Raw genomic sequence first — 21,335 nt, forward strand, 5'->3', positions numbered from 1 at the left:
ATATTATCATCAATAACTTTTTTATATCTCATTACTAAAAAAAGATGATAATATAGCAATAACACTGAATGATCTTATTTTCTAAATCTATGTATTTATATAACCTCATTTTTTCTAATGCTTATTTTGTATCTGAACGATGAATTTGTCAACTGACATTCATCACCCACTTATAGAAGTGGGCGACTTCTGTCTCTGATTAGGTTAAAATTCATCTCATTTAATTAATGATATGAAAAATAATGTCAATATTTACTACTAAATTATATAAAAATAAAAATTAAGGGTGGTATAAAACCCCCTTCAGATTACGCATTTAATAAGAATGCCTTATATGCTCTGTATGTTTCAAATATATCAGCCTTACTTGCTATTTCCCAAGGCGCATGCATACTAAGTAGTGCAACACCGCAGTCAACAACTTCCATTCCGTACTCTGCTAAAATGTAAGCTATTGTTCCTCCACCACCTTGGTCAACCTTTCCTAACTCTGCTGTTTGCCATACTATACCATTATCATTAAATATATCTCTAACTTTACCCATAAATTCAGCATTAGCATCATTGCAGGAATATTTTCCTCTTGATCCTGTATATTTTGTTAAAACAATACCTTTTCCTAAATACGCTGCATTCTTCTTTTCAACAACGCCAGGATAATTTGGATCAACACCACAAGTTACATCTGATGATAACATAGAAGAATTAGCAAGAGCCCTTCTTAGTTTTAGCTCTGAATATTCTCCCTTAAGTTCCATTACCTCTGCTACTACATTTTCAAAGAATCTTGAATGCATTCCTGTCGCACCGTTGCTTCCTATTTCTTCCTTGTCAACAAATAATGCACATACAGTTTTTGTGGATTTTCAATTTCAAGCATAGCTGCAAGAGAAGTATATGCACAAATTCTATCATCGTGTCCGTAGGCCATAACCATACTTCTATCAAGACCTACATCCCTTGATTTACCTGCTGGAACTATTTCAAGTTCTTGCTGTAACAAAATCGTCCTCAGTCATTCCATATTTTTCATTTAATAATCTTAATATGTTTAGTTTTACTCTATCCTTTGCTTCCTTATCTTGTATTGGCATACTTCCTATAAGTACATTTAGATCTTCGCCTTCAATTCCATTTGCAAGCTTCTTTTCCATTTGATTTGCTGATAGGTGTATTAAAAGGTCACTTATGTACACAACAGGATCATTTTCATCTTCACCGATTACAACATTTACAACTTCTCCACCCTTTTAACTACAACACCGTGTATTGCAAGTGGGATTGTTACCCATTGATATTTCTTTATACCACCATAGTAGTGTGTTTCAAGCATCGCAAAGGCTTCATCTTCGTATAGTGCATTTGGTTTAAGATCTATTCTTGGTGAATCAATATGAGAACCTACTATATTTAATCCATTTTCAATTGGTTCATTTCCAACTATAAATAAAGCAACTGCCTTGTCTTTATTTACAGCATATACCTTATCACCAGCATTTAATTTCTTTCCCTGTGAAATTAATTCATTAATATCTACAAACCCTTTTTCCTTTGCTCTTCTAACAATCTCATTGCAAGCCTCACGTTCAGTCTTAGAAGCATCCATAAACTTCTTGTAGTCTTCACTAAAATCCATTACTTGTTTTAATTCTGCTTCTGTTAGCTTATCCCAAACGTATTCGTATTTTTTGTTAAGTTTTGTAGTTCCTTTGTATCCATTTTATGTACCCCTTTTGGTAAACATTCCAATATTATTCTATATTATTCTTAAAATTTTTTCAAATTTTTTTACTTATAATTTTAATATTCCCTCTTCACAAATTAAATAATCCATTTTTACATCGTGTTCATTTTTATATACGCTATCAACTAATTGAAAGTCGTAGCAAAGTCCAACCTTTACACCCTTAAAATCCGCTAAAAACCTATCATAATAACCAGCACCATAGCCTAATCTATATCCATTTTTATCAAAGGCTACACCTGGAACAAAAATCAAATCAATATCATTCTTATCTATTTTGTTAAAATCCTTTGGTTCTAAAATACCATATTCACCTACACATAATTCATCTGTTTTATACACAATGCAGGGTATCAGTTTAAGTTCACTTTTTATGGTCTTAGGATAAACTAATCTTTTACCCTGCATAAGAATGTTTTCTGCTAAAAAGAAGTATCTACTTCATTTCTAAAGGAAGAATATATCATTATTGTTTTTGAAGACAAAAAATATTCCAATGTATAATATGGTTTGTGATAATAATGCTTCTTCTATTAACTTCATCTTTAGATAGCTCATTTCTAATATCTGTATATTTTTTCCTTATTACACCCTTCATCTAATCACAACCTAATTAGTGCTTATGGCCACAGCCACAACTTCCGTGATCGTGTCCACAGGAGCATCCCTTATTCTTCATTATCGCATCATATTCATCCTTATCCACCACTTTTATGTTTTCAAGTTGTGCTCTTAAGCTTTCTTTAACAGAATCTATATAGAGTCTTCTTAAATATGCCTGTTCCTTCTTTTCCTCTTCTGTTAAACCTTCCTGTTGTGATTTTTGTAAAGTTCATTTATTCTTTGTATTTGCTCCTTTGTTATCATATAATCATCCTTTCTTTAAAACATATTTATATAACAGTGGTATTATAGACGATATTATAACAAGAAACAATGCTAATTTAAACTTTGGAGATCTAATATCCATAATAGAATTACCTAAAAGGTATATATAAAGGCCCCTGGAAGACTACCTAAAAAGGTACCTACAACAAAATCCTTAAAATTAACATCCATAAGGCCTGAAGCATAGCTTACTGCATCAAAGGGAAATATTGGAATTAACCTTAATGAAACTATGTAAAACAACCCTTCCCTTTTAATCAAACTATCAATCTCTATTTTCCTATTTTTAAATATGCTCTCTACAAAATCTCTACCAAAATATTTAGCGATTAAATATGCCAATATACCACTTAAAGTCACACCAACACACGTAAGTAGTGTGCCAATTAAATTACCAAATGTCAAGCCCGAAATTACTGCAAAAGTCCCCGCTGGAAGTAGAAAAACAGACCTTATCGTTGATAATAACAAAAAATTACAACTGAATATCCCTTGTAGGATAACAAAAATTTTTTAATGTCCTCTGGATTTTTATCATATGCAAAAGCTCTTTTCTATATAGTAAAATCAAAATTGCTATTGCAAAAATTGAAATAAAAGAAAAGACCCTTTTAAACCTCATACATTTCATCTCCATTACTCTAAATGGATTTCATACAAAGGAGTATAAATTCTCTTTCCATTGCTTTGTTCACTTTTCATTATAGTAACTCTATCAAATACAATATTGTCTATTATATAGTCCTCAAACTTTTGCTGTAAATAATCAAAATTATTTTTAAGTACAACCTCCTGTGCAATTGTAACGTGAGGAGTAAATCTATTGTCCATCTTAAATCCATAGCTTGAGGTTACTTTATCCACTTCACTGAAGATTTCCTTAATCTTATCTAAATCACCACAGCATTTTAAATATATTGTCTTTATAACATCTCCTTTTCCAAAGCAACCTAAGCCCTTTAAATATATATTTATTTTTTCTTTTCCCCTTATTTTTCTTAAAAGATCCTGATAAATAAAACCAATCTTATTTTCATCAACCTCACCTAAAAACTTTATTGTTAAATGAAAATTATCTATGTATTTAAATCTCCCTTAACACTTTCATTTCGTATTATATTTTGTAATTCTGCTATCTTTTCCTTAGTTTCTCTGTTAAATTCAAAGGTTATAAAAGTACGCATTTTACGCCCCTCCTCTAATATTATACTATTTAGTATAATACATATTCCAAAAATAGTTAAGTACATTAAAAAGTGTTGTAGTAGTTATTTTACAACTACTACAACACTTTCTTAATCTTGAACCTTTATAAGACTTGTATCAAGCTTATGAATTGCATCCACAAACCTTAAAACTCCATTTGAAGACCTCATAACTACAGAATGAGTTGTTGCATAATTTTCTTTATAAATAATTCCCTTTAATAAATCTGAATCAGTAATTGCTGTTGCTGCAAAATATACATCATCTGAAGTAATTAAATCATCCTGTGACATAATTTTTTCTACATCAACAAGTCCTGCTCTTTTACACATTTCAACTTGTCTTTCATTTTCAGGTAAAAGCTTTACTAATATTTCTCCACCTAAACATTTTAATGCAGCTGCAGCTAATACTCCCTCAGGTGCACCACCTATACCAACAAGCATATCAACACCTGTTTCTTCAAAGGCTGTAGCAAGTGCCGCTGCAATATCTCCCTCTCCAAATATTTTAACTCTTGCACCTATACTTCTTGCCTCATCAATCAAATCCTTGTGTCTTGGTCTATCCTGTATCATAACAGTTACTTCCTCAACATCCTTATTTAAAGCTTCTGCAACACATTTTATGTTATCTATTAAACCTTTGTTTAAATCAATACATCCCTTTGCTTTAGGTCCAACAGCAATCTTTTTCATATATATTTGAGGAGCTCTAAAAATCTTACCCTTTTCACTAACAGCCACCGCTGATATAGCATTAGGTCTTCCCTTTGCAACAAGTACAGAACCATCTAAAGGATCTATTGCAACATCATATTCCTTAAGCCCATCCTCCCAAGTTCCAACCTTTTCTCCTATGTACATTATTGGTTTTTATTCAAGTCGCATTCTCCTATTACAACTCTTCCCTTTATAGGCAACAGATCAAAGGCGTGTCTTACACCATCTACTGCCGCCTTCTCTATCAAATCAACATCCCCTCTACCTAAAAGGTTTGAACAGGCAAGTGCTGCTGCCTCAGTAACTCTAACAATACCCATCGCAATATCGTGATTTACCATAGCGTTACCTCCATATATAAAGTTCATCATTATTATACCATTAATATAGTATATTTTCTATATAGTATAACTTATTTTTATAATTTAATTAATATTGTATGCACATATAGTATTATATGCATACAAATAAAAAACGTTTAGGGAAAACCCTAAACGTTTTAAAATACATCTGTTGGTATCAAGGCATCAAATATACCTATCACAAGTGCACCAATTAACGCACCAGCTATACTTACATATACACCTGCCACAAAGAATTGTGTAAGGTATATGATTACTGCTGCAATTATAAAACCACTCAATCCCCTACCAAAGGGCGACGCATCAATTTTAAATACTGTACCTGCTAAATAATCAAGCAATGTAATTACAATTGATGCCAAAAATGCAGTCCAAAAACCTACTACAACAAATCCAGGTACAAGAAAACTAACCGCCAGCAGTACTACTGCATTTACAACAAATTTTAATAATGTACTTAAAATTCCAGCATTCTCATCTCGTCTAATTTCTCTTGCCATATTTAAACCTCCCTTCAAGAGTATTTTTTCACAAAAAGGGAGTTTTATGCACAAAAAGAACCCAAAAATGGGTTCATCTGGTGACCCTATGGGGATTTGAACCCCAGCTACCGCCGTGAGAGGGCGGCGTCCTAACCACTAGACCATAGGGCCATCTTCTTTACAATTTATATTTTAACATATTTTTGTAATTTGTCAATATATTCAATTTTATTTATAAACATCCACTAAAAGCCCCTTAATTTCCTCTATTTTGTCTGCAAGTTCAATAGTCTCCCTCTGTTGTTCTATAAGCTCTTTAGTTATTGCATCAATCTTTTCATTTATTATTTCAATTTTAATATGAAGCCCATAGCTGTAGGGACCAACTTCTCGTTTTAATATATAGGCATTTTTTACAACATAATTTAAATACTCCTGAACTTTTTTCTATATTCTCTTACATCCTCTACACTTCGTGTTGCTATAAGTCTTTTACCTAACCTATCTATTTCATTTAACATATTTTGAAGGTTTTTCTCTGTTTGTTCTTTGTTTGCCAAATCCAATGCTGATGAAAAGCTTGATGAAACAGTTGTTTTAGATACTTGTTTAGTTTCTCCAGAATTTGTTTTGTTTATACGATTAACTCTCATATTATCACCCCAAATAATGTTTCTACAACATTATACACCAAAGGGCTTAATAATTGAAGATATCAAAGGAAATAAGGCCTTTTTTACTTAAAATATATAAAAAGCAAATAGATATATTAAAACCACAAAAACCCCTTGAAAGAATTTAAAAGGAATTCCTAAAAATCCTTCAAGGGGCTAATCTTATCTTGACTTTTCCAAAAGCCTCTAAGACTTATTGTAAACCATTTCACTTATGCCCAAAGTTCCTTCTCTATTATTTCTTCTTCATTTTTGAATCTTTTAAAGTTATCTCTAAATCTTTCTTCTAATTCCTTGGCATATTTAAAGTATTCTTCTTTATCCCTCCAAGTATTTATAGGATTTAAAATTTCTTCAGGTATACCATCTATATAAGTTGGCATATTAAGTTTAAATATTGGATGAGTAACATACTCTATATTATCAAGCTCTCCATTTATAGCTGCCTCAACCATCCTTCTTGTATATTTTAAATTGATTCTATTACCCACTCCATAGGGGCCGCCAATCCATCCAGTATTCACTAAAAATACCCTAACATCATACTTTTCAATTTTTTCTCCCAACATCTTTGCATATTTTAATGGAGATAGTGGCATAAAAGGCTCTCCAAAACACGCCGAGAAGGTAGCCTTAGGTTCTTTTATGCCTCTTTCTGTTCCTGCTAACTTGCTTGTATATCCTGACATAAAGTGGTACATTGCCTGCTCCTTTGTAAGTTTAGAAATCGGAGGAAGAACACCAAAGGCATCGGCTGTTAAAAATACTATTGTCCTTGGATGTCCACCCTTACCTATCTTTAACGCATTATCTATGTATTCTATTGGATAACCTGCTCTTGTGTTTTCTGTTAAGGTTGAATCATTGTAATCTGGAATTCTATTATCCTTTAAAACAACATTCTCAAGTACAGTTCCAAACCTTATTGCATTATAAATTTGTGGTTCCTTCTCTTTGTCAAGTCCTATACATTTTGCATAGCAGCCACCCTCAAAATTAAATACACCCTCTGTAGACCAACCGTGTTCATCGTCACCGATTAAAAACCTATTTCCATCTGCAGATAGTGTTGTTTTACCTGTACCGGAAAGTCCAAAAATAGTGCAACATCTCCGTCCTTACCAACATTCGCAGAACAATGCATAGGTAAAACATCCCTTAAAGGTAAAAGATAGTTCATAACAGAAAAGACTGACTTTTTAATCTCCCCACAATACATTGTCCCACCAATAATTACAACCTTTTTTCAAAGTTTATAATAACAAAAGCTTCAGAATTAGTTCCATCCACTTCAGGTATTGCTTTAAAGTAAGGAGCTGCAATTACAGTAAAATCTGGTTGGAAATTCTTTAAATCATCCCTTCTAATAAATAGCTGGTGAACAAACAGATTTTGAACAGCCATTTCATTAATAAACCTGACCCTTATTCCAAATCTTTCATCAGCCCCTGCATAACCATCAAAAACATATATATCTCTATTTTCTAAGTACGCCATTAATCTTCCATATATTCTGTTAAATACATCAACTGAAATAGGTTTATTAACATTGCCCCAATAAATTAAATCGTGAACATCTTCTGTATTAACGATAAAACGGTCTTCAGGAGACCTTCCTGTGTATACTCCTGTAGTTATCGCTATTGCTCCTGTATCAGAAAGAACTCCTTCATTTTTGATACAGAATGTTCAACCAAGTCACTAACTGAAAGATTGTAATAAACATTTTTAGGATTAATAATACCTATTTTCTTTAAATAACTTTGTAACTCCATATTCCTGCCCCTAAAAAATTATTCATTTTTATTGTACGCCTTTGCAGTAAAAATTGCAATATGGAGTTTGTAAATATTTTTTCTTTCAATATATAACATATTAGCCATTTATAATATATCACATTTCTATTATTTTCGACATTTTGCATATCATTTATAGTTATTTATTTAACATATTTCTTTCAACTTCATCCATTGCTAAGTTTGCAAGTTCATCACACCTGTTATTATAAAAATCATCACTATGTCCCTTAACCTTAATAAATTCCACTTGATGAATCTTAGTAAGTTCAATAAGCTTCTCCCACAATTCTCTATTTTTAACAGGCTCCTTATTGCTGTTTTTCCAACCATTCTTTTGCCATTTTTCTATCCATCCTTGATTGAAGGCGTTTACAACATATGCAGAATCACTATGAAGTTTAACCCTACAGGGCTCCTTTAACATACTTAGTGCATCTATAACAGCTGTAAGCTCCATAATATTATTTGTTGTACTTTCAAATCCCTTTTTACTTCCTTTATCTTATCTTTATATATCAAAACACATCCATAACCGCCAACAGCCTGTTCATTTCCATTTCCTCTGCATCCACCATCTGTATATATTGTTACTTCCTTCATTTTAAAACCTCCATTCCTCAAATTAACAAGGTAATTCTCTACCATTTTATTTTACAAGATTAAAAATTGTGTGTATATTTATGTTATGTAAACTTATTTGAGAGGGGGATATAATGAATAAGCTCAAAAAAAGAATATCATAATTCCTATAATTTTAGTATTGTTTTTAATAATAATAGCTTTTTATCATCTAAAAATACCAAGCCACAAACACAAATGATGTATAAGGACTTTATAAAAGAAGTACAAAGGGAAATGTTGCTGAAGTTTATATTACAAACAAAGAAACTATGCAATTTAAATTAAAGGATGGTACAGTTTTAACAACTGAAAACCCAAGAACATTGACTTTAAAAGAAAATTTATTAATAAACGGAGTTAAGGTTTATGAAAAAAGCATAAACTCAAGCTTAGAAACAATAATACTTGCAACAATTGTAGTCTCTTTAATTTCTGCTTTTCTTTATTTAACAACAAAAATTCAAAAAGTAAAGGGGAGCCTTTAGGCTATCCAAAATTGAAACAGAAGCTGTAACCGACACAGGAATTACCTTTGATAATATTGCAGGTAATGAAGAAGCAAAGGAAAGTATAAAAGAATTAGTTGATTTTATTAAAACTCCAGAAAAATATGCAAAGTTTAATGCAAGAATGCCTCGCGGTGTTATATTATATGGCCCTCCTGGAACAGGTAAAACTTTAATTGCTAAAGCCCTTGCCCAAGAAGCAAATGTTCCCTTCTTTGCTGTAAACGGTTCAGACTTTGTTCAGATATATGTAGGTGTTGGAGCAGGTAGAATAAGAGACCTTTTCAAAAAGCAAAGGAAAAGGGCAAGGCAGTAATCTTTATAGATGAAATTGATGCAATAGGTAAAAACGTTCAATGAGGGCAGATAGCGGTTCCGACGAAAGGGATCAAACATTAAATGCACTGCTTTCTGAAATGTCTGGTTTTAACAGCAGTGATGGTATTGTTGTTATTGCTGCAACAAATAGGCTTGATACATTAGACGAAGCTCTTTTAAGGCCTGGAAGATTTGATAGACATATTGAAATAAACCTTCCAGATGTAAAAGATAGAGAAAAATATTAAGCCTTTATCTTAAGGACAAGCCGCTTGCTGAAGACGTAGACATCAGTAAAATTGCAAAGACTACAGTTTATTTTTCAGGTGCAAAGCTTGAAAATTTAGTTAATGAGGCAGCCATAATTGCAGCAAAGGAAAACTCACCAAATATAACTATGGAACACCTTGACAGAGCATTATCTATTGTAATCGCTGGTGCTGAAAAGAAAAACAAAGATGCTATTCCAGAAATTGATAAAAAATTACAGCGTACCACGAAGCTGGACACGCTCTAATTTCAAAGATTACAGGAAATTCAAGTGTAAGAAAAATAACCATCATTCCAAGCACAAAGGGTGCAGGTGGCTATACACTAACTGTACCAAAGGATACAAACTATCAAACTAAAAAATGCTCCTTGACACTGTAAAAATATATCTTGCTGGAAGAGCTGCAGAGGAAATAATTTTTGGTAAAGATAATATTACAACAGGTGCATCAAACGACATAAAAAGGTTACAGAAATTATAATCAGTATGATTAAAGACTTTGGAATGTTTGAAACATCAGGCCTTTTAAGCTACTCTGTAATTCAAGAAAATTCATATATTGATATGAAACAAATAGTAGATACAGCAAATGATATTGTTAAAAAGCTATACAATGAAGTTTTAGATATGATAAACGAAAATATAGAAAAACTTCATAGATTGGCAGCAGAATTATTAGAAAAAGAAACTATTTATGAAGAAGAGATTGATTCTATATTACAATAAACTTCTTGATAATTGTTATAAATATGCCTCTTAAAAGCTTTTTTAAGAGGCATCAGATTATTGACAAACATAAGAAATGCTCTGTTTATTAAACTGCCCCTTGAAAGGAGTTCAAATTGGCATATTTCATAAGCTTTAACAAGTGTTGCTTTTCGATTTTGAAAAAGTCCGTAATTCGGCACACGATGTGCCGAGCTGAGCGGCCCTCAAGGACGAGGGCATCGCGAGGGTAGGACTTTTCAAACAAAGAAAAGCTTACACTTGGTTATCGAAATGAAGGAATGCCAAAGAAATCCTTCAAGGGGCCAGCATATTATAACTTATTCAACTATCTGCCCTTAAAAACTTTTTAATAGTCATTCTTCTAATCAAATATAGAAATAAATCATACCTCTATCATATTTTAAAAACCCTTTTCCATCTGAAATAGAATTAGATTCAACAAGTCTATATTTTTTATTTAGTTCAGCCTTTATATAGTTTTTATTTAAAAGCTGCCCAATAAAATAGATTTTAAAATTATCATCCCTTTTGACAGCTATAGAAAATACATCTTTACTATTCCACTTTCTTAATTGATCAACTATATGTATTAAATCATCTAAAACTTCAAAACCTGCATCTAATTCAAACAAAACAGATTCTTTATTAGTTATATCCTCCTCTATTTTAGGATATGAATATTCATCTAAACACTTTAAAACATACTCAATTCTTTCAATTACCTTTTGGTCAATAGGCATAGCCGAAGAATAAAATTTTTGTAAAGTTCCAGCCAATTCTACAACAAAATGAACATTTACAATTTTATTAGTAAATAAATATTTTAGAGCAAGTACGTTCATTGCATCATTTAAACTAAAATTAAATTCAAAACTATCTAATCCATCTACTATAAGTTCAATTACTGGGCCTTCTAAATCTAATTTTACATCCAATGACTTTTTATAATAAAGTATTTCCTTTATATCAACTATTTTATTAAGCTTTATTATAAAATTAACATCATTGTTTTCATCAACGTATATAGTACTTCTCTTGTTTTTAACAGCTTATATATTAATTCATAGTTTCTAAAGCTAAGCTGCTGCATATACCCTTTTTATCTATAGGTTTATTGTTTGCTGTGTATTGTACTCTATTTATTCTTTGAAGTATATCCATCTAATTCCCTCCCAATTATTTGCTATTTATATTTTACTAAATTCTACACAATTTTTCACCAAAAATAATTTAATCTTGTATTCGGCAAGTAATGCCGAAAGACATTGGAATTAAAGGATTTTTGTTCAAAAATTAAAAGAAATCATCCCTTTTAAGTGTTAAAATATAATTGCAAAACTAAAACACAAAAGGGTGATTTCTATGGATAGTTTACAACAAAATCAAAAAAATTTAAAGAAGAAAATTAGATTTTTGAACATGAAAGCAAAATTTAATGATACCAAAGTTACTTCTGTAGCAACTTTTTCTTATGTGGAATCCTTTAAACAAATAATAGGATTACCAACTATTTTAGAAAAAGGCGTAACCTATAAGAAGGCCGCTAATTCTACTTTTAATACTGCAGAAATTATAGAATACATGATTGATGCAAATATTCTTGGTTTCTCAAGATTTATGCACATTGAAACATTAAGAAATGATGAAGGATATAAAAAGTTTAAAGGTGTAGATAAATTACCCAGTGAAAAAGTATGTAGAGATCTCTTAAAAGCTTTACCAACAGAAACTTTAGAAGAATTAAGAACTATAAATAAAAAATACTTGACTTAAAGTCTTCAACTGAAGATGTACGCGAGGTTTGTATTAATATTGATGATACTGTTATAACTATCTTTGGTAATCAAGAAAAATCAGGAATAGGATATAATCCAAGGTACAATGGAAGACCATCATTTAAAGAAAAAGTTGGGTTTATTTCAGGAACTGATGAATTACTTAACATTACTCTTGAAAATGGTAGACACCATAGTAATTATAAATTTTTAGATTTCTTTAAGAGTTGTGTAAACCAGCTTCCTTCAAGATATATTCTTAAAAGAGTTAGACTTGATAGAGGTTTTTTGATGAAGAAAACTTTTTATATTTTGAAGATAATGGAATAGAATATGTTGTTAAATGTAAAATGTATTCTACTGTTAAAATGATAATAGATTTTATAAATAATAATCCAAAGGATTATATATGGCACGATATAAGTTCTACTTTATCTGTTACAGAAATTACAGTTCCATTGCCTAAATGGCAAAGAGCAAGAAGATTTGTGATTATAAGAGAAAAAATTATTCCAAAAATATGAATCAGTTAATGTTCGAAGAATGTAAATATAAATATCAAGCAATAGTAACAAATATAAATTATTTAACACCTGAAGAAATATTTCAAGATTATAATCAACGATGTGATGTTGAAAATAATATAGATGAAATAAAAGAAGGCTATGCCTTTAGCGAAAATAGTTTAGTAAATCATAAATGCAATGAATTGTACCTTTTAATAAAAATGATAGCATATAACATTCATAACTGGTTTAAACAAGCAATCATGCCTAAGGAAGTACAACATCATGAAATTAGTACATTAAGAAGAATATTTTATAGAGTTTGTGGTAATGTTTGCGGCAGCAAATATTATAGATATTTAAGTTTTTCAAATAATTGCTTATTAGAAAAAATCATTACTCATATTCAAAAACAAATACATATTTTTAGTAGAAAAATGATAACAGTTTATACTTAATAGTAAAATAAAAACAATAAATTCCCTTAAAAATCCAAATGTTATTTGGGTTTATTAAGTATACTCAAAAAAGACCTAACGGTATAAAATATCATAATAAATGTAAATTTATTCATAAAGAAAACAAAAATGGCAAGTAGAAACTTTTTTAAAATTTACTTGCCGAATTCAAGTTAATTATTAAATTTTCGTATTATTACTAAAGTTTATGCCTTTGCTGTCGAAATATTAAAAAATGAGTCGAGAGGTGTATGATATGAAAAAAGCTAAAAAACTAAGTTTCAAACTTATCCCTATCATTTTACTTATGGCTATACTGCCAATAATAATAACCTCCTCCTTTACAATATTAAAGTTTGGTAATGTAATTGAAGGAAAAGTAAATGAATTAACTGCACAAATTGCAAATGAAAAGGCCGCCTATGTTGACCAGTTTATTGAAAAATACGAAAAACAAATAGAAACTATAATTAAAAATCCAGCTACTTTAAATCTAAATACTGAAAGCTTAAATGCTGTACTACAATCACTACAACAATCAGACACAACAGTTCTCTATTCCTATATGGGAACAGAGGACAAACAAATGTTTATCTACCCAAAGGTAGAATTCCCAGCAGGGTACGACCCAACTACAAGACCTTGGTACAAAGAGGCTGAAGCAAATTTTGGAAAAATAATAATTACAGAACCCTACAAAGATGCAGCCAGTGGACAGCTTGTTGTTACTGTCGCAAAGGCAATTAAACTAAACAACGGAAAAACAGCAGTAGTTGCAGAGGATATTAATATGACATCCCTTGCAGAGGTTGTGTCAAAAACAAAGGTTGGAGAAAAGGGATATGCAGCAATTATTCTTCAAAATGGTTCAGTATTAGTTCACCCAGACAGTTCCCTTATTGGATTAAACCTTGCTGAAAAATACGATTGGGGTAAAAGGTTAATTGAACAAAAAAGGGAAATATAAAGTATAATTTTAATGGACTTGATAAAATAATGGGTATTGCAAACTCACAAAAACTGGATGGATTCTTGTTGCAACTCTATCACAGGATGAATATGAAAAGGCCTACAAAAGCACATTAATGACAACAATAATTCTAATAGCATTAATTATTGTAGCAGCAACAGTTATAGGTGTACTAATTGTAAAATATATTACAAATCCAATAAACAGTCTGGTACAAAATATAAAATCAATATCTGATGGCAACTTAACTATTGATATTAAAAAAGATAGAGACGATGAAATAGGAATTATTCAAGATAGTCTTATACAGCTTGTAAAAAATCAAAGACAAATAGTTTCTGAAATAACGGCAACAAGTTCACAGCTTCTTGGTGCTTCAAAGGATATTAATGTTTCTACAGATAGCAGTGTGAAGGCAATTAATGCCATAACTAAATCTATGGAGAACATAGCTTCAACAACTCAAACAAACGCTGCAAGCATTGAAGAGGCAAATGCAGGCATAGAAGAGATAGCATCAAATGCACAGCTTGTTGCAGAATCAGTATCAAAGGTTAAAGACAATAGTGAAGAGGCAGTTTCTGCTACAAACAACAGCTATCAAACAGTAGAAAATACAGCTTATGCAATGGAAAAAATAAAGCATTCAGCAACTGAAGTTATGGATGTTGTAACAGAGCTTTACGAAGCATCTAAACAAATAGATATAATAGTAAAAACAATAACAGATATAGCATCTCAGACAAACCTTCTTGCACTTAATGCTGCAATAGAAGCTGCTCGTGCAGGTGAAGCTGGACGCGGCTTTGCTGTTGTTGCTGATGAAGTTAGAAAGCTTGCAGAAGGAAGTAGTAATGCAGCTAAAAATATTGGTAAACTGATAGAAAATATACAGATTAAGGTTGAAGCTGCTGTTTCAACAACAAAAACTGAAATAGAACTTGTTGAAGAGGGAAGCAAAGCTGCAGAGGAGCTTAAGACTGCACTATCTATTATACAAAAACAAATAAATACTCTAAACAACCACATAGAAGAAGTTGCAGCAGCTGCTGAAGAACAATCTGCATCCGCACAGCAAATGTCGGCAGTTATAAATACAATAAGCCAATCTATAGAAGAAACAGTAAAGACAACAGATGATGTTGCTGCAACATCACTATCACAATCCGAAGCTATTAATATTGTACACGGATATGCACAAGAGTTAGAAAAAATAGCAAATAAACTCAAGGAACAGGTAAATATATTTAGAATATAATATAAAGGCCAATAAACTAAAGATTCTTTAGTTTATTGGCCTAACTACTGTCATAAGTTTTATTCCCTCAATTAGTTCATCTAAATTATCTATTTCTAAGGGAATAGTCTTTTTTAAACTTTTAAAAATACTAAGTGCTCTAAAATACTCATTCATATAGTAGTAAGAGAGACCTAAATTATAGTATAGTGATATATAGGAATCTACTTCAAAATCCCCCAAGGACGTCTTTTCATAAACATCTATTGCAAAATTTAGCATATCACGTGCCTTTTCAATATCTCCCATTTTGATATATACACACCCTAAAACATTATAGGCCTCAGGTACAAAGGATAAAACTCGAATTATACTCTTTGCAATATCAAAGGCCTGTTCAAAGTTTCCCTTATCGTAGTAATCCCAGCACTCATCTAAGAGCTTTTCATACTGTTCAAGTAAGTCCCTTGATAGATATTTAAACATTTTTCTTCCAAAATCATTTGGTATAAAGAAGTCCTTTTCATAGCTACCTAAATTTAAAGCTTCAAATATCTCCTCAGCTACCCTTTTGAAGGCTAAACTTGAATTAAGTTTAGATATAGAACCAAAAAGGAAATCCTATAAATACCACTATCCCTTAAAATAAAGGTTTCATCTATTAGTCTTTTTGAAGTTTGTGATAGTAGTGCAAATACAAACATTCTTGAATCTAAAGATAAATATATGTCCCTTGATTTTAAATATATATTCCAGTCAGCATTTATAAGTAGAAATCTTATTATTTCTGCAGATAAATAATACCTATCTATATGTCTTATAAGCAATTCCCTTGAAGTTAAATTAAAATCTTCAAAACCACTGAATATACCCTCAGCCTTTAAAAAATCAATCAAAAGTCTTATATACGCAGAACTTCTTTTAAAATGTTTTGCAATTAAGTCTATAATTAACTTTTCATTATTTATTATATTTTTATTTTTAGATATCTCATCCAAAACATCTAAGAGTAAAATCAAATCATCTATTACTTTATTTGCAATATAATTATTGCTCTTTAAAAAATTGTATAAATCATCCCTCTTAGCTGCTACATCTATTACCTGTACTTTATTTAACATTTATCTCCTCCATCTATTTCTTTTTAATTTACAAACAAAAATCCCTCAAGTTCTTTAGAAGGCAACACCCTGATTGCCTTTTTATACTTTTATCATACATATCAGTAAATGCCTCTACAACACCATTTATATTAAGATCAATATCAAGGATTTCAATATCAAGATTATTTAATGCCCACTCTAATACTTCTTCATTCTCTTTTCTGTTTAACGTACAGGTTGAATATACCATTATTCCGCCTTTTTTTAATGCTTTGTAAGCACTAAGCATAAGTTTCTTTTGAAGATTTGATAGCCTGTTTACCTCCTTTGGAGACCAAAACCTATATGTCTTTACATCCTTTATGTTAAATCTTCCTTCACCGCTGCAGGGTGAATCTAAAAGAACCTTATCAAACTCCTCAGGATACTTATCTCCAAGCTGTTCTCCTCTCCCATTAACAACCTCAACTATACTTGCACCTTGAAGCTCTACATTATATTTTAACCTTTCACATCTAATCTTATCAAGTTCATTTGCTAAAATATATCCTTCATTATTCATCATAGCAGCCATCTGTGTCGTTTTACTTCCTGGTGCTGCAGTCATATCTAATACCTTCTCACCATTTTTAGGATCTAATACAAGCGGCGGTATCATACTTGGAAGGCTCTGAATGTAAATATACCCTTCTTTATATATATCAAGCTTTTCCAAGTCCTTCTCATCTGCATTTTTATTATTAGTGCATCCTTATACCACTGAACTCTGTCAAATTTTATATTTATCCTTTTAAAATATTCCATTAAACTATTTATATCATACTTAAGTGTATTTACTCTAAGGGTTGTATATCTATCCCCCATAAAGGAATAAAGCATTTTATCTGCTGTCCCTACTGAAAATTCTTCATATATATAATTTATAAATTCCTCTGGAAGCCTTCTTTTACATCTGAAATAGAAGCCAATAAAATCACCATCCTAAATATTAAATTTATTATACTTGTACTAATCTACTTAAAGTAATAAAATTATATTAGCGTAAAGATTTTACTACATTTTGTTGAAAGGAGCAAGGTAAATGTCCTTAACATTTGATTGGAAAGAAGATAGAAACCTATCTTTATTAGTTGATTTTTATGAGTTAACAATGGCAAACGGATATTTCAAAAATGGTGTTGGTGAAAAAATAGCCTATTTTGATATGTATTTTAGAAGAGTTCCAGATAATGGAGGATACTGTATTGTAGCAGGTTTACAACAACTTATAGAATATCTTAAAAATCTAAAGTTCAGTGAAGACGATATTGAGTATTTAAAGAGTAAAAATATATTCAACGATGATTTTATAAACTATCTTAAAAACTTTAAATTTAGCTGCGATGTATATGCTATAAAAGAAGGTACACCTGTTTTCCCAAATGAACCTTTACTTGTAGTAAGAGGGCCTATTATTCAGGCACAATTTATTGAAACAATGGTTCTTTTAACTATAAACCATCAAACCCTTATTGCTACAAAGGCAAATAGAATTGTTAGAGCTGCAGAAGGAAAAACAGTTTTAGAATTTGGTTCAAGAAGAGCCCAAGGATACGATGGTGCTATATTTGGTGCCAGAGCTGCCTATATTGGGGGATGTAATGCCACCGCCTGCACAATAGCAGAAAAACAATTTGGTATACCTGCAGTTGGAACAATGGCCCATAGCTGGGTTCAACTTTTTGATTCGGAGCTTGAAGCCTTTAGAGCCTGGGCAAGAACATATCCTGAAAACTGTCTATTATTAGTTGACACCTACAACGTATTAAAATCTGGGGTACCAAATGCAATAAAGGTATTTAATGAAGAATTGCTTCCTCGTGGTATAAGACCAAAGGGAATAAGAATAGACAGCGGTGATATAAAATATCTAACTGAGAAGGCAAGAAAAATGCTTGATGAGGCAGGCTATCCAGATTGTCAAATTATTGTTTCAAATTCACTTGATGAATACATTATAAGGGATGTTCTAAGACAGGGAGCAAAAATAGATGGATTTGGAGTTGGTGAAAGACTAATAACTGCAAAATCCGAACCAGTATTTGGTGGAGTCTATAAACTTGTTGCAGTAGAGGATAATGGAAAAATTATTCCTAAAATTAAGATAAGTGAAAACGAAGAAAAAATAACAAACCCTGGCTTTAAGCAAATTTATAGACTGTTTGATAAAGAAACAAATAAAGCAATAGCAGACCTAATAACCTTCCAGGATGAAATAATAGACCAAAATAAACCACTTGAAATATTTGATCCTATTTTTACTTGGAAGCGTAAAACAGTAACCAATTTTTACGCAAGACCCCTTCTTGAAAAGATTTTCGACAAGGGGAGCTTGTATATAATTCACCTACAGTAAAAGAAATAAGAAGCTATGCCCAAAGCGAACTAAATACACTTTGGGATGAAGTGTTAAGATTTGAAAATCCTCATAGATATTACGTAGACCTTTCAACTAAGGTATGGGGATTAAAGCAAAGACTTCTAAATGAGTATACAAAAATTATAAGTAATTTTGTAAAGCCCCAAGATGGATTTTAAATAACTCCACCTTAGGGCTTTTAATATTAAATATTTTTTTATTCATCTATAGAAAATTCGCTTCCATAGGCTATTTTAGAAAAGGCCTTTTCTGCATCAATAAGCTTTACCCCTTAACGTCTATATTATCTAAATTGCCCTGTCCTACTCCGTCCTTAATCAGTCTAAAAAGATAGTTAACAGCCTGAGGTCTAAATCCAAGAAGCCTTGCACAAATTGTATCTACTGCTACAGCATCTAAGCCTGCAATAAGCATATCTGTATGTACTGCAACACCCTTTGACGGTCCTGTTCCAATCATAGCAGGGCTTAAACTTACAATTGCCAAGTCAATAGGTATCGCCTTTGCCATAGCATAAATAAAACCGTGCAAATCTTCGTGAATACCAAGTGATTTTTTAGGATACCCGTGTATCTCTGCAGGCGGCAGTGACAGTGCCATATTTTTTATAGATGCCGACATAGTTGCCTCTTCGTGAATCTTAAGCTGTGTAAAGGAAATAATAACATCCGATTCCTTTATTATTTTATTTATCTTTGTGCTCTTTACAATATTGTGCTCAAGCTCTAAATCAAAGTATTCTCCAAAATTAAGGTCAATAAACTCTACCTGTTCTTGATTTATTATAGAATCATATCCATTAGACTTTAAAACATCAAGGGTGTTTGCTCCACCTGCCCCTCCAGCAACTACAAGTCGTTTTGGATTTTTGATTTTAGATATCTTATAAGCTCTCTCAATGTTTCTCCTCCAACAACTACACCTTTATTAGGAGGATTGATATTTACAAGATTAGCAATAATTGTTACAGTAGTCGTATTATCGACTAAGCTCTGTATAGGAAGATACCCAAGTGCCTGCGTCAATGCTGCCTTTTCATCTGGATTCTTGCCAATCCCAATTATATTGCTCTCCAATCTCTTTTTCCTAATCATTTATATCACCCCTTTTATTTTTACCAAATACAGTAATTTTATTATAAAAATTAAAAAGGCAGTAATATTACTGCCCTTTACACATCCATCACCTTTAATTCTGGTGAAATTATCAAATTTGCCTCGGTTGCTGCAATAACCTCTTCAACTGTTGTATCAGGTGCGATTTCCTTCAAAACAAGTCCCTGCTCTGTAACCTCAATTACACCCATCTCTGTAACTATAAGATTAACTTCTTTTGCTGCTGTTAAAGGTAGTGTACACTTCTTTAAAATCTTTGGTGCACCCTTTGCAGTATGTTCCATTGCTATTATAACCCTTTTAGCTCCAACTACTAAATCCATAGCTCCACCCATTCCTGGCACCATCTTACCTGGAATCATCCAATTTGCAAGATTTCCCTCTTCATCAACCTGAAGTGCTCCAAGAACAGTTGCATCTACGTGTCCACCTCTAATTATTGCAAAGGACATAGCACTATCAAAGCAGGCACCGCCTTTCTTTATAGTTACAAACTTTCCGCCAGCATTTACTAAGTCCTTATCCTCTTTACCCTCCTCTGGTGCAGGGCCAAGCCCTATAAACCCATTTTCAGACTGCAAAATAACCTCTACATCCTTATCTATGTAATTTGCAACCTCTGTAGGAAGCCCAATGCCTAAATTAACTACATCTCCATCCTTAAATTCCTTAGCAATCCTCTTTGCTATAATCTCTCTAACTTTATCCTTATCTATCATTTTTCTCCCCCTTAACGATATAATCAACTAATATATGGGGAGTTGCTACATTTTCAGGTTCTATTTCCCCAACTTCAACAAGTTCCTCGGCCTCAACTATTACAATATCCGCTGCCATTGCCATTATAGGATTGAAATTTCTTGTTGTTTTTGAGTACCATATATTCCCTTTTTATCAACCTTACTTCCCTTTAATACAGCTATATCTGCCTTTAGTGGTTTTTCTAATATATACTTTTTACCATCAATTTCAAGTATTGTCTTACCATTTTCAACAATTGTACCAATTCCAGTTGGAGTTAATACGCCTCCAAGACCTGCACCGTAGGCCCTAATTCGCTCTGCCAAAGTACCCTGTGGTACAAGCTCTACCTCCAACTCTCCAGCATTCATTTGTCTTCCTGTTTCTGGATTTGTTCCTATGTGGGATACTATTGCCCTTTTAACCTGTTTATTTGCAACAAGCTTACCAACTCCCTTATCTACAAAGGCGGTATCGTTGCAAATAATGGTTAAATCTCTAACTCCCTTTTGACTATTGCATCTACTATACTCTCTGCTGTTCCGACTCCTAAAAATCCACCAAACATAATAGTTTGGCCATCGTTAATAAACTCCATTATCTCTTCAATACTTTTTATCTTGTTCATAATCCACCTCCATAACCCCCATTCTAATTATATAATATAAAAAATAGCAGCATTAACAATT

General features: G+C 31.8%; 17 protein-coding genes, 1 tRNA gene and 10 pseudogenes. 9 read left to right on the forward strand and 19 right to left on the reverse strand.

All coding sequences use genetic code 11. From position 1 onward, the window contains the following. Positions 1 to 308 precede the first annotated feature (308 nt). From PL321_RS17695 to rnhA, 10 genes and pseudogenes are all read right to left on the reverse strand, one after another. Positions 309 to 1,636: pseudogene (locus PL321_RS17695) on the reverse strand (aminopeptidase). A gap of 156 nt (positions 1,637 to 1,792) precedes the next feature. After that, positions 1,793 to 2,158, reverse strand: a complete 366-nt coding sequence (locus PL321_RS17700) for a 5-formyltetrahydrofolate cyclo-ligase (RefSeq protein ID WP_273964673.1) — start codon at positions 2,156 to 2,158, stop codon at positions 1,793 to 1,795. A gap of 567 nt (positions 2,159 to 2,725) precedes the next feature. Beyond that, positions 2,726 to 3,103 (reverse strand): TVP38/TMEM64 family protein, encoded by a 378-nt coding sequence (locus tag PL321_RS17710; RefSeq protein WP_273962830.1) that lies wholly within the window; start codon positions 3,101 to 3,103, stop codon positions 2,726 to 2,728. A 165-nt stretch (positions 3,104 to 3,268) separates the two neighbouring features. Next, on the reverse strand, positions 3,269 to 3,712 hold the full coding sequence (thpR, locus tag PL321_RS17715; RefSeq protein ID WP_273964674.1) for an RNA 2',3'-cyclic phosphodiesterase: 444 nt from the start codon (positions 3,710 to 3,712) through the stop codon (positions 3,269 to 3,271). Between the two features lie 215 nt (positions 3,713 to 3,927). Next, positions 3,928 to 4,901: pseudogene (gene glpX / locus PL321_RS17720) on the reverse strand (class II fructose-bisphosphatase). Between the two features lie 158 nt (positions 4,902 to 5,059). Beyond that, entirely contained in the window at positions 5,060 to 5,422 is a 363-nt protein-coding gene (locus PL321_RS17725; protein ID WP_273962831.1) for a phage holin family protein, read from the reverse strand. 78 nt (positions 5,423 to 5,500) lie between these two features. After that, a tRNA-Glu gene (locus PL321_RS17730) sits at positions 5,501 to 5,575 on the reverse strand. A 57-nt stretch (positions 5,576 to 5,632) separates the two neighbouring features. Next, positions 5,633 to 6,057 (reverse strand): annotated as a pseudogene (locus PL321_RS21970) (YaaR family protein). Between the two features lie 233 nt (positions 6,058 to 6,290). Then, positions 6,291 to 7,853 (reverse strand): annotated as a pseudogene (gene pckA / locus PL321_RS17740) (phosphoenolpyruvate carboxykinase (ATP)). A 160-nt stretch (positions 7,854 to 8,013) separates the two neighbouring features. Continuing rightward, positions 8,014 to 8,477 (reverse strand): annotated as a pseudogene (rnhA, locus tag PL321_RS17745) (ribonuclease HI). 290 nt (positions 8,478 to 8,767) lie between these two features. Between rnhA and PL321_RS17750 the strand changes: the two are divergent. From PL321_RS17750 to PL321_RS17770, 5 genes and pseudogenes are all read left to right on the forward strand, one after another. Then, positions 8,768 to 8,983, forward strand: a complete 216-nt coding sequence (locus PL321_RS17750; protein ID WP_273962833.1) for a hypothetical protein — start codon at positions 8,768 to 8,770, stop codon at positions 8,981 to 8,983. A 106-nt stretch (positions 8,984 to 9,089) separates the two neighbouring features. Continuing rightward, a pseudogene (locus PL321_RS17755) lies at positions 9,090 to 9,364 on the forward strand (AAA family ATPase). Further along, on the forward strand, positions 9,361 to 9,570 hold the full coding sequence (locus tag PL321_RS17760) for an AAA family ATPase (protein WP_273962834.1): 210 nt from the start codon (positions 9,361 to 9,363) through the stop codon (positions 9,568 to 9,570). Before PL321_RS17755 ends, PL321_RS17760 begins: the two are co-directional and overlap by 4 nt. Before the next feature lie 50 nt (positions 9,571 to 9,620). Next, positions 9,621 to 9,839, forward strand: a complete 219-nt coding sequence (locus PL321_RS17765) for a hypothetical protein (RefSeq protein WP_273964675.1) — start codon at positions 9,621 to 9,623, stop codon at positions 9,837 to 9,839. An 8-nt stretch (positions 9,840 to 9,847) separates the two neighbouring features. After that, positions 9,848 to 10,319, forward strand: a pseudogene (locus PL321_RS17770) (hypothetical protein). A gap of 368 nt (positions 10,320 to 10,687) precedes the next feature. On the opposite strand, the gene PL321_RS17775 reads toward PL321_RS17770, so the two are convergent. Continuing rightward, complete coding sequence (locus PL321_RS17775) at positions 10,688 to 11,257, reverse strand: hypothetical protein (RefSeq protein WP_273962835.1); 570 nt, start codon at positions 11,255 to 11,257, stop codon at positions 10,688 to 10,690. Between the two features lie 427 nt (positions 11,258 to 11,684). Between PL321_RS17775 and PL321_RS17780 the strand changes: the two are divergent. The 3 genes and pseudogenes from PL321_RS17780 (at position 11,685) to PL321_RS17790 (ending at position 15,289) form a co-directional block, all read left to right on the forward strand. Then, positions 11,685 to 13,061 (forward strand): annotated as a pseudogene (locus PL321_RS17780) (IS1380 family transposase). 256 nt (positions 13,062 to 13,317) lie between these two features. Then, positions 13,318 to 14,028 carry a cache domain-containing protein gene (locus PL321_RS17785; protein ID WP_273962836.1) on the forward strand — a complete coding sequence of 237 codons (711 nt, stop codon included), beginning with the start codon at positions 13,318 to 13,320 and terminating at the stop codon, positions 14,026 to 14,028. Positions 14,029 to 14,146: 118 nt separating this feature from the next. Continuing rightward, positions 14,147 to 15,289, forward strand: coding sequence for a methyl-accepting chemotaxis protein (locus PL321_RS17790; RefSeq protein WP_273962837.1), 1,143 nt, complete (start codon positions 14,147 to 14,149; stop codon positions 15,287 to 15,289). A 27-nt stretch (positions 15,290 to 15,316) separates the two neighbouring features. On the opposite strand, the gene PL321_RS17795 is transcribed toward PL321_RS17790, so the two are convergent. The 4 genes from PL321_RS17795 to PL321_RS17810 all read right to left on the reverse strand — a co-directional run bounded on the left by PL321_RS17795 (position 15,317) and on the right by PL321_RS17810 (position 17,250). Beyond that, positions 15,317 to 15,754, reverse strand: coding sequence for a tetratricopeptide repeat protein (locus PL321_RS17795; protein WP_273962838.1), 438 nt, complete (start codon positions 15,752 to 15,754; stop codon positions 15,317 to 15,319). A gap of 92 nt (positions 15,755 to 15,846) precedes the next feature. Next, positions 15,847 to 16,389, reverse strand: coding sequence for a hypothetical protein (locus tag PL321_RS17800; RefSeq protein WP_273962839.1), 543 nt, complete (start codon positions 16,387 to 16,389; stop codon positions 15,847 to 15,849). 28 nt (positions 16,390 to 16,417) lie between these two features. Further along, positions 16,418 to 17,086 (reverse strand): methyltransferase domain-containing protein, encoded by a 669-nt coding sequence (locus PL321_RS17805; protein WP_273962840.1) that lies wholly within the window; start codon positions 17,084 to 17,086, stop codon positions 16,418 to 16,420. Further along, positions 17,026 to 17,250, reverse strand: coding sequence for a hypothetical protein (locus PL321_RS17810; protein WP_273962841.1), 225 nt, complete (start codon positions 17,248 to 17,250; stop codon positions 17,026 to 17,028). The genes PL321_RS17805 and PL321_RS17810 overlap by 61 nt, the downstream gene beginning before the upstream one ends. Positions 17,251 to 17,452: 202 nt before the next feature. On the opposite strand from PL321_RS17810, the pseudogene PL321_RS17815 reads away from it, so the two are divergent. Beyond that, positions 17,453 to 18,948, forward strand: a pseudogene (locus PL321_RS17815) (nicotinate phosphoribosyltransferase). Between the two features lie 106 nt (positions 18,949 to 19,054). Here the strand turns inward: PL321_RS17815 and PL321_RS17820 are convergent. The 4 genes and pseudogenes from PL321_RS17820 to atoD form a co-directional block, all read right to left on the reverse strand. Further along, complete coding sequence (locus PL321_RS17820) at positions 19,055 to 19,690, reverse strand: DUF362 domain-containing protein (RefSeq protein WP_337961224.1); 636 nt, start codon at positions 19,688 to 19,690, stop codon at positions 19,055 to 19,057. Further along, the gene (locus tag PL321_RS17825; RefSeq protein WP_273962842.1) at positions 19,639 to 19,884 is read right to left on the reverse strand and encodes a hypothetical protein; all 246 of its coding nucleotides are present in this window, start codon (positions 19,882 to 19,884) and stop codon (positions 19,639 to 19,641) included. Before PL321_RS17825 ends, PL321_RS17820 begins: the two co-directional genes overlap by 52 nt. Before the next feature lie 77 nt (positions 19,885 to 19,961). Then, on the reverse strand, positions 19,962 to 20,624 hold the full coding sequence (locus PL321_RS17830; RefSeq protein WP_273962843.1) for a 3-oxoacid CoA-transferase subunit B: 663 nt from the start codon (positions 20,622 to 20,624) through the stop codon (positions 19,962 to 19,964). Beyond that, positions 20,614 to 21,274 (reverse strand): annotated as a pseudogene (gene atoD, locus PL321_RS17835) (acetate CoA-transferase subunit alpha). The gene PL321_RS17830 and the pseudogene atoD overlap by 11 nt, the downstream one beginning before the upstream one ends. Positions 21,275 to 21,335: the final 61 nt, after the last annotated feature.

Origin of the sequence: Caloramator sp. mosi_1 (assembly GCF_028622835.1) — a bacterium.
Classification (GTDB): domain Bacteria; phylum Bacillota; class Clostridia; order Clostridiales; family Caloramatoraceae; genus Thermobrachium.

Bases quoted from the DNA above. Each gene is read 5' to 3' on its own strand.
- PL321_RS17725 (WP_273962831.1), bottom strand. From the start codon at position 5,422: ATGGCAAGAGAAATTAGACGAGATGAGAATGCTGGAATTTTAAGTACA.
- PL321_RS17750 (WP_273962833.1), top strand. From the start codon at position 8,768: ATGCAATTTAAATTAAAGGATGGTACAGTTTTAACAACTGAAAACCCA.
- PL321_RS17760 (WP_273962834.1), top strand. From the start codon at position 9,361: ATGAGGGCAGATAGCGGTTCCGACGAAAGGGATCAAACATTAAATGCA.
- PL321_RS17785 (WP_273962836.1), top strand. From the start codon at position 13,318: ATGAAAAAAGCTAAAAAACTAAGTTTCAAACTTATCCCTATCATTTTA.
- PL321_RS17790 (WP_273962837.1), top strand. From the start codon at position 14,147: ATGACAACAATAATTCTAATAGCATTAATTATTGTAGCAGCAACAGTT.
- PL321_RS17795 (WP_273962838.1), bottom strand. From the start codon at position 15,754: ATGTTTAAATATCTATCAAGGGACTTACTTGAACAGTATGAAAAGCTC.
- PL321_RS17800 (WP_273962839.1), bottom strand. From the start codon at position 16,389: ATGTTAAATAAAGTACAGGTAATAGATGTAGCAGCTAAGAGGGATGAT.
- PL321_RS17810 (WP_273962841.1), bottom strand. From the start codon at position 17,250: ATGCTTTATTCCTTTATGGGGGATAGATATACAACCCTTAGAGTAAAT.
- PL321_RS17825 (WP_273962842.1), bottom strand. From the start codon at position 19,884: ATGATTAGGAAAAAGAGATTGGAGAGCAATATAATTGGGATTGGCAAG.
- PL321_RS17830 (WP_273962843.1), bottom strand. From the start codon at position 20,624: ATGATAGATAAGGATAAAGTTAGAGAGATTATAGCAAAGAGGATTGCT.